The organism is Nostoc sp. DSM 114159 (assembly GCF_053470285.1).
Genome location: NZ_JBPFEH010000001.1, coordinates 4,082,856 through 4,097,611, shown reverse-complemented (window position 1 = coordinate 4,097,611; position 14,756 = coordinate 4,082,856). Strand labels below are relative to the sequence as shown.

The window sequence follows — 14,756 nt, the reverse complement described above, 5'->3', positions numbered from 1 at the left end:
ACCAATTAGCTAATAGCTATATGAAGATACTAACAACAAAGAAAATTATTTTGATTGGCGGCGGCATCGGTGGCACTGCAACTGCGCTTGCTCTTTACCGGGCTGGATTTGAACCCATTGTTTACGAGCGCACGGCAACATTACGCGAAGTTGGGGCAGGAGTCGCGCTTTGGGCAAACGCTACCCATGTCCTAAAGGAGTTAGGCGTGTTGGACGATGTGTTACGCCAGAGCAATCCAATTACCAATTATCAGTTCTTCTCCCAGATGGGCAAAGAATTAATGAACCTCTGCATCAATCATTTTGAAGTGCCAGCCTTAGCCATCCATCGTGCTGATTTGCTCTCGCTGCTCTGGCGGAAACTGTCGAGTGAGCATTTTGTTTTGGGTCAGACATTTGAGCGTTTCGAGCTAGTTGGAAACAAAGTTCGTGCCTATTTTACTGCTGGTTTAGCAGATGAAGGCGATGTGTTGATTGGAGCTGATGGACTCAGATCAAAGGTGCGATCGCAACTGTTTGGTCAAGTAAAACCGATTTATCGTGGGATGACATCGTACCGAGGGCTGACGAATTACATACCTAACACTTATAAACCTGGATACATTTGTGAATTTCTGGGTTCCGGCAAAGCCTTCGGATTTGTGACGATTGGTAAAGGGCGAATGTATTGGTATGTAGCATCCAAAGCCGCAGAAGGACAATCCGACGCACCTGTTGGTCGCAAGCAAGAACTTCAGGAAATGTTTCAAGATTGGCCTACCCCCATTCCTGAACTCATTGCTGCAACTGATGAAACCAGTATTTTGAAGACCGATCTCTATGACCGTGTACCGATTGCCAAATGGAGCTTTTCAAACATCACGTTACTTGGTGATGCCGCACACCCAACTCTACCAACGATGGGACAAGGGGCGTGCATGGCAATTGAAGATGCGCTGGTCGTTACCCAGTGTTTGCTAGAACATTCAGACCCCGCAGCAGCTTTGCGCCAATACGAATCACGGCGGCTGGTTCGCACCAAAAAGATTGTTGAACAATCTTTACTAATAGGAAAAGTTGCTCAATTAGAGAATCCTGTTGTTGTGGCAGTAAGAAATACATTAATGAAGTTGTTGTCACAACAGTTTGACAATGACTATAGAGCTATTCATGCTTACAGAGTTAGCTTGAAACTCGATAAATACTGATTTTATATTGGTTCTTAAAGTTGGTTATGAGCAAGAATAATTGGCTAGCGATCGCGCCTGACTACGGTCATTCTTCCGGTTCAGGCGACACACAAAACTAATTAGTGTCTTTGTAAGTGGGAAAACACAAGAATATCCTGGCATTAAAAAGCAATTTCTGGGCGAGCAATTGAACATTCTCTTAATCCCCTGACTGAACAAATAACGCTTGGCTAATTTGTTCAGTGAGGGGATTGTTAAGAAGTCTAAAAATGAAATCTCAAGCGATGCCTACCGCAGGCTGTGGTTTTGATCGGCTGCTGTAAAACCAGAAATATCGCGCCAGATCGTACAGTTGAAAATGACTTTTAGACTAGCTCTTTGACGTTTTGCCGTTCACCTACGGTTGATTCACTAAAGATGGCTACATACAACCATCCTGCTAAAATAGCCCCCAAGATCGGAGCTATCCAGAACAGCCAGACTTGCGAAAAAAGTTCTACACCTGCAAATAGAGCAACTCCCGTACTACGGGCAGGATTAACCGAGGTATTGGTTACAGGAATGCTAATTAGGTGAATTAAGGTGAGTCCAAAACCAATTGCTAGGGGTGCAAATCCTTTAGGAGCGCGGCTATCAGTCACACCCAGAATAATCAGTAGAAACATGAAAGTCATCACAACTTCAGTAATCAAACAAGCAAACAGCGTGTAACTACCTGGGGAATGAGTACCGTAACCGTTGGTAGCCAAGGGGTTGGAGCCAGTTAAGGTAAATCCAGCTTTGCCGCTAGCAATCAGGTAGATAATGCCCGCACCAAAAACTGCACCGATTACTTGAGAGACGATATAGGGTAGTAAGTCAGATCCCGGAAAGCGTTTACCTGCCCACAGTCCAAAGGAAACAGCTGGATTGAAATGACCACCAGAAATATGACCGAGAGCATAAGCCCCTGTGAGGACAGTAAGCCCGAATGCCAAAGATACACCTACTAATCCAATCCCCAATGGAAAAGAAGTATTCTCGCTGATTTTTGCAGCATCTGCTGTGTAGGCTGCGGCTAGAACAGCACTACCACAGCCACCTAAAACAAGCCAAAATGTGCCGATAAATTCTGCCAAACAACGTTTTGTGAGAGACATTTTTGGAAAATTCCTTGTTCCGCTACAAATGAGTAATAGTTACGTTACACAATCTTTAAGTCATTGCTGTCAACAGAAAATCTATTGCCTTTATTTTGTGATGAAACTAAGCTGTCAACAGAAAATCTATTGCCTTTATTTTGTGATGAAACTAAATTGAAAAAAATCGGAATTTTTTTCTCAATAGTTAATTATCGTGATAAAATATGAAAATACAGTAAAATTTCAAATAACCAAAAAAATACTTAATCTTTTAATAATTTTCATCTCATATAGCGGTATGCAGTTGAGTGAAATACAAAAATTTTCCTGAAATGATTTTACAGTAAGGGCTTTGGTATTCTTATCAAATCGATAACCGCTATAATATAGTTGTTGCAATCCGGTTGGTCTTAGCTTCAAAAACCGTAAACTGCGTAGCTTGCTTATCTAGTAATGGTATCAAGACAAACCCAACAAATGGCCAAAAATGTTGGGTTTAGTTCTTCAACCAACCTCCGATTTTCATTAACTCAACCGTGTTGAGATTTTTGCTTTAGTTGGTTTCATGTCCAACACTCCCACACCTTCAGGCGTAGGAGTGTTACGCAGTTAGCTCGTCAAAAATTGAATTTATTCGTCAATCTGCCATGAATCCTTAGTTAATTCTTCATCCAGAATTCTCTTAGGACGCACAATGATCGTAATTTGTCCTAGTAGAGGAATTTCTGGCTCAGTTTCAAACCATTGAAAATCTAATTCACCACCATTTTCAACGACAAAATAGCTGGAGGCATCCCATTCTCGTTGGGCACGATCTATGACAACTAAGACTGGCTCTGTTTGGCTTTGGGTTTGGATGGGGAAGCGATCGCTATTTGCTAAAATCACTACTGGATCTTCTGCCGCCAATAGTACTTGCCAACCAGGTAAAGGTACCCAAGCTTGCTCTCCAGAAAACTTGACCATCCGAAAAGGTTCAATTTCTGTCACTATGGGCACAGCTTGCAAGTCTTGGCGTGATAATGGCAACTCTCCTACTACAGGCAAGATTCGGGGTAACTGTTCTTCAAATTCCAGGCGGTAAAACGGTAAAATCGGCGCTGGACGCTGAGGAACAGTAGTAAAATCAGTCAGTAGTTGTTCGATTTTTTGCCTTGCACCTGGCGTATGAGCAAAACGCAAACCTTTGGCAATTAGGCGCGATCGCTGTTGTAAATCTGCATTTTGGCGTGCTAGTTTCCAAACTTGGTGAGCAACCGCATCTCCAGGATGAGCAGAAAACCCTTCTGGCAAAGTGCGAAAATAGGAAAACTCTTTAATTGCTTTTGCTATATCCCGTGCCTCATCAGCATCAACATTGTGGGCAAATATCAGTTCGGCAGCGGCGGCGCGTTCTTCTTGAGTAAGTAAACGTAGCTCGTATAAAACATCGCTGCCACGTGTAGTATAGTGCGATCGCGTTTCTTGCGATACTCCAAACTTTTCCAAAGAATTGTAAACTTGAGAACCAACAACCACTTGGTTTTGTTGAATCGGCTCAAATCCAGTCGCCTCAAAAATTTCTTGGGGGTTGTAACCGATTTTTAGCAACGAGGCGATCGCGGCTCCCCATTCCACCCAGTTGCCTTGTTTTTGCCTCAGTCTTCGCAGTAACTCTTGTGCTAAATCATTGTTAGCATTATCTTCGGGATTCTGAGTGTTGGGTGGTAGATCAGTCATAATCGGAGTGCAAGCTTCAACTTGAGAGGTTAATTAACACCTCATGAGCAAGTATTATTCTAATCTATACCCAGACCTACACCTCATCCACAATCAAAACTGCCATAGTTTTGCTGATTTAGTTAGTTTTTCTAGTGGAACATTTTTTCAGATATTTGGGCAGATAAATTTCCTCTGTAGCGCTCACTATTAGCGTTCTCAAATATGCAAAATAACTCCGTATAAACCCTTGGCGATCTTCGGCTATTCTCAACTAAACTTGGTATGGAATATAACAAGAGAGTGAATATTTAAAGGAAAATCTTATGGATAAACCCAATCTCGAAATTGATAAAGTCCAATCTCAAGTTATGACTCTCGAACGACCAAAAAAGCTGAAAATACTGGTAGTTGACGATGAGCCAGATAATCTCGATTTACTTTATCGCACATTTCGACGTGACTTTAATGTTCTAAAAGCTGATAGTGGGGTGAATGCTCTACAAGTTTTGGCAGCAGAAGGGGAGGTAGCGGTGATTATCTCCGATCAACGGATGCCAGAAATGAAAGGGACTGAATTTCTCAGCAAAACTGTACCTCAGTTTCCCGATACAGTAAGAATAATTCTCACTGGATTTACTGATATAGAAGACTTGGTAGAAGCAATTAATGCTGGACAAGTCTACAAATATATTACCAAGCCTTGGGACCCAGGGGAACTGAAGGCAGTGGTGCAAAGAGCAGCCGAAACCTACGACTTGCTTAAGCAACGTACAGAAGAATTACGCCGCGCTCATGCTCAAATGGCGTTGCTGAGTGTTTTGGTACAGGTAACTCAAGCCGCTTCTAGCTTAGAAGAAACTCTCGCTCCCATTGCTAGGGCTGTGAGTGAAACTTTTGGGGCAGACGGCTGTATTTTACAACTTACAGATGGAAATACTCTGGTTGCAACTCAAGGAACTTACAGCTATACAGGTACAATAGAAAATTGGCTATCTCTTGACCCACTAACCAAGGAAGCGATCGCTACAGGACAAATGCAAGTTTCCTTAAATGTACTTAAAGACACTAAATTAGTTGATGCAATTCACTACCAAAATACGGGCGTGCAAGCACACTTAGTCATCCCAATTAGCTACCGCAATCAACTTTTGGGTGTATTGTCGCTACAGTGGAAACAACCTTGCACTTTGCGAGAAGATGAATTGGTGCTAATTAATTTATCAGCACAACTGGTAGCGATCGCTCTGACTAGTAGTCACGCCCATTAAGGTATTGTGTAGTTGTCATTAGTCATTTGTCCTTTATCTTTGGCAAATGACGAATGACTAACGATCAATGACTTATTGACCAATGACTAACGAAATTCAGTCCATTTTTAACCGTATTGCTCCAGTTTATGACCAGTTGAACGATTGGTTGAGTCTGGGACAGCATCGAATCTGGAAGGAAATGGCAGTAAAATGGAGTGCAGTTAAACCAGGAGATACTGCATTAGATTTGTGTTGCGGTAGTGGTGATTTAGCTTTACGTTTAGCACGGCGTATCGGAGCAACAGGACAGGTGTATGGAGTGGATTTTTCCCAAAACCTGCTAGAAAAAGCTAAAGAACGCTCCTATTGGCAGTACCCGCAACCTGCTATCACCTGGGTAGAAGCTGATGTCCTGAATTTACCCTTTGACGACAACCAATTTGATGCTGCAACAATGGGCTATGGTTTAAGAAATGTTAAAGATATTCCCCGCAGTCTCCAAGAGTTATACCGTGTTTTGAAACCGGGAGCTAAAGCCGCAATTTTAGACTTTCATCGACCGAGTAATCCTCAGCTACGCGCCTTTCAACAGTGGTATTTGGACAATTTTGTGGTACCAGTTGCCAATTATTTAGGCTTAAAAGAAGAATATGCTTACATCAGTCCCAGCTTAGATCGCTTTCCCATCGGTAAAGAGCAGATAGAGTTAGCTCATCAAGTTGGTTTTGCAGTTGCCACACACTACCCCATTGCGAACGGTATGATGGGAGTGCTAGTGCTTAGTAAGTTAGGAGTTATTAGTTAAAAGTTATGAATTATCAGTAGTGATAAATTCTCATTTAAAATTTATCATTTCTAACTCCTAACTCTTCTAAAGACAAGGGTTAATCGCGTCTCTACTGTTAACTCCTAACTCCTAACTCTTAACTCCTAACTTTTAACTCCTGACTCTTGTACAGACAAGGGTTAATCGCGTCTCTCCTAACTCTTAACTTTTTTAATTCTTCCCTTGGACTGGTCTCATCTTTGGCTTTATGTGTCTCCCCCGGTACTGGGTGGAATTATTGGCTATTTCACAAATGATATAGCCATTAAAATGTTGTTCCGTCCTTACCAAGCAATTTATATTGCTGGACGAAGAGTACCCTTCACCCCTGGATTGATTCCCCGCAACCAGGAACGTTTGGCTTTGAACATTTCTAAAACAATCATGGGGTCACTTTTGACACCGCAAGAATTGCAAAATCTGGCGCGGCGTTTGTTGCAAACAGAACGCGTGCAATCAGCGATTCTTTGGTTGTTGCGATTAGCAATTGAACAAATCAAAACAGATAAAAACGAGAAAAGTGCCAAAATTGTAGCGGGAATTTTGCGGGATTTACTAGGGGAATCTTTGCCACGATTGCTTAAGGTTTTAGCGCGGCGTGAAGATTTTTTAGAAGCGCAGATAAATCAAATTTTTGACCAGATATTGCTGGAATTTCAACTGAGTGAAGAACAAGCTACACGGCTTGCTGATTGGTTGTTGCAAGTAGTTTTACCGCCGGATCTTTTACGCCAAACGATAGTTGATTTTTTGACCGATCGCACAATTCAAATTATCGATGAAGGCTTCCGCGAAAAAACCAGTGGAACTTATTGGGTAGTAGCAAATTTGTTTGGCTTACGTAATACTCTTACACGGCTACGAACTTTTTGTTTGGATGAAAAAGAGGTTGCTAATACTCGCTTGCAGGAATTGACTCAAGATTTGCAAATGCGCGATCGCATTCGGAAATTACTGCAAAATTTATCATTACAAAACTTGCCAATGGGTACGGTTCGTCAACTCCGAAAAACCACCCGCGAAAGTGTCCGCCATTACCTGCAAAATAGTGGCAGCGATTTTTTACAAGGATTAACTGATTCTGTTGATTGGGAAAATATTGCTGTAGTCCTGCTGAATCGTGTTAGTACTTCACCAGTTGTCAGTACTTCTTTAGAAGTCATGAGTCAAGAATTGGCTTTAATTTTAGAGAAGTATTTGGAAAAAGATTTAGAAGCAATTGTGGCGCAAGCAATTCCGATTTTGTCAATAGATCAAGTGATAGTCGATCGTGTAAAATCAACTTCACCTGCTGATTTAGAAGCTGCAATTGAGGGAATTGTCAAAAATGAATTGCAAGCAATTGTGACTTTAGGTGGTATTTTGGGTTTGGTTGTGGGGTTATTGCAATCAGTGTTTTTAGTATTAAGTCAATATTAATTTTTCTGTAAATTTGTATTACATTAGAGTTGCAAGTTCTGCCGATTTTGAAATGAGTGAAATTGAGCAATCGCCTTTTGAGAAGAGATGTGAGTAAAAAGCGATCGCCTAACTCAAAATCTGTGCTAAATCCAGCACCAATCCAGGTAATACATCCTCTCCTGATAAGCTAGTAGGCGATCGCAAAATCTCAACTTCCTGTCCTGGACGGTAAATTTCCACCTGTTGGTTTTGCGGATCGATCAGCCATCCTAAACGCACACCGTTGTCAATGTACTCCTGCATTTTTTGTTGCACTGTCTTTAAGCTGTCTGAAGCAGAGCGTAATTCTACCGCAAAATCTGGAGCGAGTGGTAGAAATTTGTCGGGGTCTGGATTCAGGGCTTCTAATCGCTCTCGGCTGACCCAAGATGCATCTGGAGAGCGATTTGCGCCATTGGGGAGTTTAAAACCCGTTGAAGAATCAAAAGTCAAACCTGTGCCATCAGCGTCAGCCCAATTACCTAAGCGCTGTGTCAGTCTGCTATTTCGATTTCCACTTTCCCATCCAGTTGGTGGCATGATAATTAATTCTCCTTCTGCTGTGCGCTCAAGTCGCAAATCTCGATTATTCTGACACAGTTGGAAGAACTGCTCATCTGTTAGTTCAATGGTGGGGCTGAGGTTCAGAATCAGGGCAGTCATAGTTGCCTCTCAAGCTTGCTAACTGTAGCGTAGCACTTGGTTGACATACTAGGTTTACCATCTAATAATTACCATGCTTACTAGACAGCTATTTTCAGTCATGTAGAAATTTAACTCTTTAAGGGATGCTTTATCACCAAAGGCTCAATATATGCTTGTAGAGTATCTTTAACTTTAGAAGGCTGACGAACTGGAGCGATCGCAGAATAATCCGGTTTTACTGTCCAGTCGTAATGGCGAAGCAATGTGGAAAGCACAATTTTCATTTCCATCTGGGCAAATTCCATACCTAAACATCTGTGAGAACCATGACCAAAACCCATTAGTGCTAAAGGATGTTTCTTATCTTCTTCACGAGGTGGTGCAAAGCGATCGGGGTCGAAGCGATCGGGATCGGTGTACAGTTCTGGTAAACGGTGAGTCAGCATCGGCGAGATAGTCACAAACCAACCTGCTGGGATGCGATAACCTGCATACTCAATATCTTTAAGGACGCCACGATTATAGGCATACACTGGCGGATAGAGCCTTTCTGCTTCTTTTAAAACGTTGGTTAAATCTGGAAGTTGTTTGAGATGGGACAGGTTAAGAGCATTATTTCCCACAACTGCTAATTGTTCTTTACGCAGTCGCTCTCGCCATTCTGGGTGATTACCTAATTCAAATATTACCCAAGTCAGCAATGAGGCTGTTGTCTCATGTCCAGCAAATAGTAATAATAGTGCCTCGTTGATAATCTGTGCTTCGCTCAACTTATTGCCGTCTTCATCAACAGCTGCTAGCAGTAATCCCAAAACATCTTTTGATTCTTCTAAGTTACCTTGCTCAATACGCTGTGCGATTTCTTGACGCAAGAAAGCTACTAACTTACCCCTAGCATTTTGACCGCGACCATATAAAGTAAAAGGGAAATTCAATTTGAATATCGTCATACTGCTCTCTAGCAGTTGTGTAAACCACTGACTGGTTTGCTCAACTTCGCTCTTGTTCTGACTTCCCAAAAACAGGCGAGTCGCAACCATTAGGGTAAGCTGACGGAAACTAGAATTTAAGGAAATCGTTCCCCGTCCCCAATCTTTGAGGAAGTCTTGCACAATATTCTGAATAGTATCGAAGTATGTAGCGATCGCTTTGCCGTGAAATGCTGGATACATTAAGCGACGAGTTAGGCGATGTTCTTCCCCATCTTGTAATAAAATATTGTTGCCAAATGTTGATTCTAAGAAATACCACCCGATCCGCGACGACATATTTTCCGCCTGTTCCACCAGCACCAGCCGATTAGCATCAGGGCCAATTAAATAAGCACGTTTACGCCCCATGAGGCTCGTTTTAAAAACTGAACCATGCTGCTGGAATCTTCGCCATAGATACAGTTCTAAATCCCGAAATATTTCTAAAGTCTCCCCCAAGATGGGCAAGCCATAGCTACCAGGCATTGACTCGGCGGATTTTAGCTGCCGCATATTTGAGTACCTCCAGCAGTAATTAGCTACAGTATCTACTTAATTGTAAAGCGCAGTTAGGTTCCCACCAGAGGAAGCTTTGATGAACGGAATATTTGGAACTAAAAAATGGATGGCTGAACTTGCTAGAAAAGGTGAAAGTTCTACTTCTGCTGCAAAATCTGAGACATATCGACTAAATGGTACAAATTGAAACTACGATCGCACCTCAAAAAAAAACCTCTTAACAACATTATTAACAGATGTGCGTAGGCATAGACATCGCATTACGAATTCCGCCCAGTGCTACTAGCCTTTAACTTCGGATAAGCAATGCGTTTGTGATGAAATTGCTCCCAAACATCCACAAATATCTGGGCAATTTGTGATATTTCTTGCCGTGTTAGTCCTGAATCTACGAGTTGATTTTCTTGCCACTTGGCACGCAGGATATTATTGAGCATTGCTAAAGCTTGTTCTGTGGAGACATCTTTAACCGATCGCTTTTCTCCCACGGATTTAGGCGATGCTTGCAGCGATCGCAGCGCCGCTTCACAAGAATCTGCTAACATGACAATCCCGGTTTCCCGTGACTGGGGAATTGGCCCATCGTAGCGAAAATCTGCGTCGTCTACAGTTAAACTTGGATCTTCCTGAGCCATTTGCTGGGCTTGGTGATGGAAATAAGCAATCAGCATCGTTCCCTGATGCTCTGGAATAAAAGCTTGAATCGCCGTAGGTAAAAGGTGTTTGCGCGCCATTACCAACCCTTCAGTTACGTGCTTTTTGATAATTTCTGCACTTTTCCAAGGATCTTTAATCTCTGTATCGTGTTTATTCGGCCCACCCATTTGATTTTCAATAAAGCCAAGAGGGTCGTGCATTTTACCAATATCGTGATATAATGTACCAGCCCTGACTAGTTCAACATTGCATCCTAATTCTTTGGCAGCAGCTTCAGCAAGAGTAGCCACAAGTAAGGTATGTTGGAAAGTTCCCGGAGTTTCAGTAGCGAGTCGTTTTAATAAAGGGCGATTAGGGTTAGCCAGTTCTGCTAGACGAATTGGGGTAACTAAATCAAAAACTTTTTCTAGATAAGGACTCAAACCCAAGGCGATAACACTCCAGCCTAAGCCGGATAAAGCAAATAATCCCGCTTCTTGGAAGACAATATACCAAGTTGAACCAAATACTTGACCAATTAAGATTTTAACAAACAGGTAAATGCCACCCTGAGTTAAGGCGATCGCAACGCCTAATAATGCCAACTCTTCACGCGATCGCAATCGTTGGGCGATGTAACTACCTAATATTCCTCCCCCAACCCCAGCTAAAAGCGCAGCCTTGCTCATATCCAAACTAATGCCTAATATCGGCCACAGCAGGCCGACAACTGTCAACCCCAAAGTGGGGCCGTAAAAGCTTCCCAACAATAAACCAAGGGCGCTCCAGGTGGTATAGGGCAATCCAATGACGATTACTCCTGGCACACTCAGAGTTAGCAATAACACCAACAGGCGATCGCGTTGTCGCAATTCGTAATCGATATGGCGTTCTACCCAGACAAAAATGCCAATCGCGATCGCGATATCGCGCCTCCCAACTTCACCAATTCCTGCCACTTTACCTCCCGACGAATCAAATGATAATGCTCCAGTACCTCAAAGTCCCATGCAGTAATCTGCGCTCCTTTTTTGACAATCACCTCACCCTGCCGTACTTTCACCATCACGGGTGGCACTCCAGCCGCCGCCTTTTGAGCATTTTGTCTGGTTTGTTCTTCATCCTTTTGCAGATTCGGCTTGAGTACAGCTAACAACAGATTCTTTGCCAAAGTTTCAGCGGATTCTGGTACAAAGGTCTGTAATTGTAAACTCACCGCATCTTGCAAGATATTTTTTGGCAGTCCCTGTGGAATGCCTTGGGTGAGAATCCGCTCTATACTTTGATGGATTCCTATTTGGGTTTTTTCCCATTCCACATCTGATAAATCTAACAGTAGAGATTCTTCATATACTGCTTCGGAGGTAACAGTCTCTAACTTTAAAAGTTTGGCAGTGGCTTGGATGTATCTTTGACGTGTTTGGGAAATTTCGGCAATCACTAAGGACAAGCTTTTCTCAGGAGTTGTGAGACGGTAAGATTCTAGTTCTGCTACAGCTTGAGTAAAATCAGTGTTTTGAGAAAAATCTACTGGCTGTGTCTTTTGTAGACTCTGGGAATCAGATTTGGATGTGATGCGTGGTTGCCGTTTCTGATTGGGTGCAGCTGGGGTGGTTTGTCCGATTCTCTTCTGCTGCTGATTTTTACTATTTTCTACAGCCGATAGCACTGCTTGCCATTCCGACTTAGAACAAGAGCGGAGGTAACGTTGGGTGGAGATGGATAAAACTACAGGATCGAAAAAAGGAAAAGCTCCAGCAACAGCGCGAATTTCGTTGCCATCATCTAGAAGTTGTTGCAAATTTTCGTTGATTTTTTCGTTGACTCGCGCATCAAGCATCAACACCTGTAAGGAGCTTGTGCTGACGGCTTTGCGCTCGGCTTCAGTTTTTTTCTGATCTTCGATGCTAGCTGTGTAAGGCGCTGTAATCGTTTGGGGTGCAGGATGTCCTACTTGGAGTTGAGTCTGATTGTATAATTTATGACCAATAATACCTGTGAGGGATACTACAGCGATCGCCAAAATCACCGAGTAACGCTGTTTATATGCCCAATCTAAAGCGACTGTACAAATACTACTCTTAATGTTGACAGATTTTGCCTTTGACCTGAGCGCTCTTTCTTGTTTTCGGCGTTCGCTTTTCTTATTGGTTTTTGATAAAAACAGAAATACATTCTTGAGCATAGTCCTTAGAAGTTTCCTTCTATGGGTTTTACCTTTGGGACTTCTCATTAACTTTCCTTTACGGCGTAGTGTTTTGTACTGTCGCCGCCAGTGAGTCAATTGCTGGTTCAAGAACTGCAAAAATTTATGCATTTTCATTATCTCTACCTGCAATTGCCGACTTTGATAGTTCAAAAAAGACAATCATCAGGAAAGTTCGATCTGCGACGGTTGTAACTAGATGGTGCGGCTTTTTTATTGCTGATTTACCACAATAGTTAGCTACAGAATCAGTCCAAGGGTTTACTGAAAAATACTAGTATATGAAATTAATACAACTGTGGCGGAAGTTTGCCTAGCTTTAACCCCTTATCTGGTTAATTTAAGATTAACGCGACCGAATAACGCGAGGAGCTGCGTAAACTGAAAGCAAAGCCATTTCACATCCCTCCTCTGTTAACTCTTTTGGGTTTAAGGTAAGATTATACACTCCTGACCATACCCCTACAAATGCATCGGTCAATTCTAACACTTGAGAAAAGCTAGTTAGTCCCCATACTGGAGAATTCCTCTGCAAGAGCAAGACTTGCCAATTTACGGGAATTCCGCCTATGCCGTTATATGCTCCCGACAAAGCACCAGTAATTGCACCTGTAGCCTGTGAATTTAGAAGCGTAGCATCTTGTTGAGAATTGCGATTGTGAGTAGCCTGTAAAACTGTCAGGCGAAAGTCTTCTAAGGTACTCAAAAAGCAGTAAAATGCCATAGCAATAGTGTTACTAAGTTTTTCTTCCTTAGCAAACTCAGCTTGGGTCGTTGATAATCCGGCTCCTTGCTCTAATAAATTCTGGACTCTTAATAATTTTTTTGGGATTGATGTCGGTGTTTCTCCGATAAAAGAAATTGTTTGTGGGATAAGAGTTAGAGGGTCAAGTTTTTCAGTTAGGGCAAGAGCGATCGCATATCCTACTGCTAGTGTTCCATCCCTGATTACTGGGTCATCCTCCCAGATTTTCAGCACACGCAACAAGTTTTGTCGCAGCTTAATCGGATTTTCGTGGAAAAAGAGGGCTACTGGTAATGTGGCAATAATTATTTTTATCGAGATGTCATCAGTTACTACTAAATGAGGAGATTCTTCTTGCTGACGCTCTATCCAATTATCTAAATCTAATCTACCCAAGGCAATCAAACTCTGGATACCCAGAATCGCCATTTTACCTAAATCTAGGGAACTCTCAAACTGTACTTTACCACCAGAAGCTAAACTTCCTCCCAGGATTGCTCCGAGTAAAGTTCCTTTAAACCGACTTATAGGAGAGTAACGCATGAATTATATAGTTAAAAGTGAGTAGTGAGGAGTGAGGAGTTAATGAGAGATTGCTAATTCCTAACTCTTGTATAGACGCGATTAATCGCGTCTCTACTACTAATTCCCAACTCCTAACTCCTAACTCCTAACTCCTAACTCTTAAATGATTTATCAAAGCTTGTAAGCCCAATAAGTAACTTTGAACCCCAAAACCACTTATTTGCCCGATCGCAACTGGGGCGATATAAGAATGATGGCGAAATTCTTCCCGGCGGTAAATATTACTCAGATGTACTTCCACTGTGGGCAAGTTAACAGCAGCGATCGCATCTCGCAAGGCCACACTTGTGTGGGTGTATGCTCCTGCATTAATCAGAATTCCCTGATGTTGCCCTAACGCGCCATGAATACTATCTACCAAAATTCCTTCATGATTTGACTGCAAAGGAAAAACTTTCGCCTGTAATTTGAATGCTTCTTCTTCTAACAGGCGGTTAATTTCAGCTAGTGTCACCGAACCATAAATTCCTGGTTCTCGCTGTCCTAGCAAATTTAAGTTTGGCCCATGCAGTGCCAGAATACTTAAGGATTGCAACGTCGATACCACTGTGGGGTTACTGGCGACGCCGAGAGCGATCGTTCACAGGAATCGGAATCAGTTCCGGTTCCGGTTCAGCCTCTGGCCCTAATAGGCTTTCAATTAACCTACGAGCTAATTCCTTAAGCTTTTCCAGCACCTTTTCTATATAGTCCATGAACTGACCGCTCCTGAGATACTACCTCAATTTTTGATTAACAGGTACGCAGAAAAAAACATACTTTCGCACCTCTGGCTTCCAATCGGGCTGATACACAATCCCGCATTTGGGACATAAGCCACTTCTAAAATTTAGCGTTGTGTTTTCCCTTACTTTTTAGAGTATCACACTTGAACCTAATGAACTGTATCCTATCAAGGATGGATATCAAGGGTCAAGAGTTAAAAATCGGACTTTAGATAGA

General features: G+C 42.4%; 11 protein-coding genes and 1 pseudogene. 4 read left to right on the top strand and 8 right to left on the bottom strand.

Going from position 1 to position 14,756, the window contains the following annotated elements:
- The first annotated feature begins 20 nt into the window (after positions 1-20).
- Positions 21-1,187, top strand: a complete 1,167-nt coding sequence (locus ACR5KR_RS17000) for an FAD-dependent monooxygenase (protein ID WP_448267283.1) — start codon at positions 21-23, stop codon at positions 1,185-1,187.
- 347 nt (positions 1,188-1,534) lie between these two features.
- Here the strand turns inward: ACR5KR_RS17000 and aqpZ are convergent, their stop codons facing one another.
- Positions 1,535-2,308 (bottom strand): aquaporin Z, encoded by a 774-nt coding sequence (aqpZ, locus tag ACR5KR_RS16995; protein ID WP_448267282.1) that lies wholly within the window; start codon positions 2,306-2,308, stop codon positions 1,535-1,537.
- Between the two features lie 612 nt (positions 2,309-2,920).
- Complete coding sequence (locus ACR5KR_RS16990; protein WP_448267281.1) at positions 2,921-4,009, bottom strand: RuBisCO accumulation factor 1; 1,089 nt, start codon at positions 4,007-4,009, stop codon at positions 2,921-2,923.
- 305 nt (positions 4,010-4,314) lie between these two features.
- On the opposite strand from ACR5KR_RS16990, the gene ACR5KR_RS16985 reads away from it, so the two are divergent.
- The 3 genes from ACR5KR_RS16985 (at position 4,315) to ACR5KR_RS16975 (ending at position 7,486) form a co-directional block, all read left to right on the top strand.
- A complete protein-coding gene (locus ACR5KR_RS16985; RefSeq protein WP_448267280.1) occupies positions 4,315-5,259 on the top strand; it encodes a response regulator in 945 nt (314 codons plus the stop codon).
- A gap of 82 nt (positions 5,260-5,341) precedes the next feature.
- Entirely contained in the window at positions 5,342-6,046 is a 705-nt protein-coding gene (gene ubiE / locus ACR5KR_RS16980; RefSeq protein ID WP_445631344.1) for a bifunctional demethylmenaquinone methyltransferase/2-methoxy-6-polyprenyl-1,4-benzoquinol methylase UbiE, read from the top strand.
- A 204-nt stretch (positions 6,047-6,250) separates the two neighbouring features.
- A complete protein-coding gene (locus ACR5KR_RS16975; protein ID WP_445631345.1) occupies positions 6,251-7,486 on the top strand; it encodes a DUF445 domain-containing protein in 1,236 nt (411 codons plus the stop codon).
- 108 nt (positions 7,487-7,594) lie between these two features.
- Here the strand turns inward: ACR5KR_RS16975 and ACR5KR_RS16970 are convergent, their stop codons facing one another.
- The 6 genes and pseudogenes from ACR5KR_RS16970 to ACR5KR_RS16945 form a co-directional block, all read right to left on the bottom strand.
- Positions 7,595-8,170, bottom strand: coding sequence for a Uma2 family endonuclease (locus tag ACR5KR_RS16970; protein WP_448267279.1), 576 nt, complete (start codon positions 8,168-8,170; stop codon positions 7,595-7,597).
- A gap of 110 nt (positions 8,171-8,280) precedes the next feature.
- Positions 8,281-9,636: a cytochrome P450 gene (locus ACR5KR_RS16965; RefSeq protein WP_448267278.1), complete on the bottom strand. Its 1,356-nt coding sequence runs from the start codon at positions 9,634-9,636 to the stop codon at positions 8,281-8,283.
- Between the two features lie 266 nt (positions 9,637-9,902).
- A pseudogene (locus ACR5KR_RS16960) lies at positions 9,903-12,601 on the bottom strand (HD family phosphohydrolase).
- A gap of 229 nt (positions 12,602-12,830) precedes the next feature.
- Entirely contained in the window at positions 12,831-13,772 is a 942-nt protein-coding gene (locus ACR5KR_RS16955; RefSeq protein WP_445631349.1) for an ADP-ribosylglycohydrolase family protein, read from the bottom strand.
- 127 nt (positions 13,773-13,899) lie between these two features.
- The gene (aroQ, locus tag ACR5KR_RS16950; RefSeq protein WP_448270233.1) at positions 13,900-14,349 is read right to left on the bottom strand and encodes a type II 3-dehydroquinate dehydratase; all 450 of its coding nucleotides are present in this window, start codon (positions 14,347-14,349) and stop codon (positions 13,900-13,902) included.
- 19 nt (positions 14,350-14,368) lie between these two features.
- On the bottom strand, positions 14,369-14,509 hold the full coding sequence (locus tag ACR5KR_RS16945; RefSeq protein ID WP_445631350.1) for a hypothetical protein: 141 nt from the start codon (positions 14,507-14,509) through the stop codon (positions 14,369-14,371).
- Positions 14,510-14,756: the final 247 nt, after the last annotated feature.

Excerpts from the sequence above, each read along its gene's own strand:
- ACR5KR_RS17000 (WP_448267283.1), top strand. The coding sequence starts at position 21 with ATGAAGATACTAACAACAAAGAAAATTATTTTGATTGGCGGCGGCATC.
- aqpZ (WP_448267282.1), bottom strand. The coding sequence starts at position 2,308 with ATGTCTCTCACAAAACGTTGTTTGGCAGAATTTATCGGCACATTTTGG.
- ACR5KR_RS16990 (WP_448267281.1), bottom strand. The coding sequence starts at position 4,009 with ATGACTGATCTACCACCCAACACTCAGAATCCCGAAGATAATGCTAAC.
- ACR5KR_RS16985 (WP_448267280.1), top strand. The coding sequence starts at position 4,315 with ATGGATAAACCCAATCTCGAAATTGATAAAGTCCAATCTCAAGTTATG.
- ubiE (WP_445631344.1), top strand. The coding sequence starts at position 5,342 with ATGACTAACGAAATTCAGTCCATTTTTAACCGTATTGCTCCAGTTTAT.
- ACR5KR_RS16970 (WP_448267279.1), bottom strand. The coding sequence starts at position 8,170 with ATGACTGCCCTGATTCTGAACCTCAGCCCCACCATTGAACTAACAGAT.
- ACR5KR_RS16965 (WP_448267278.1), bottom strand. The coding sequence starts at position 9,636 with ATGCGGCAGCTAAAATCCGCCGAGTCAATGCCTGGTAGCTATGGCTTG.
- ACR5KR_RS16955 (WP_445631349.1), bottom strand. The coding sequence starts at position 13,772 with ATGCGTTACTCTCCTATAAGTCGGTTTAAAGGAACTTTACTCGGAGCA.
- ACR5KR_RS16945 (WP_445631350.1), bottom strand. The coding sequence starts at position 14,509 with ATGGACTATATAGAAAAGGTGCTGGAAAAGCTTAAGGAATTAGCTCGT.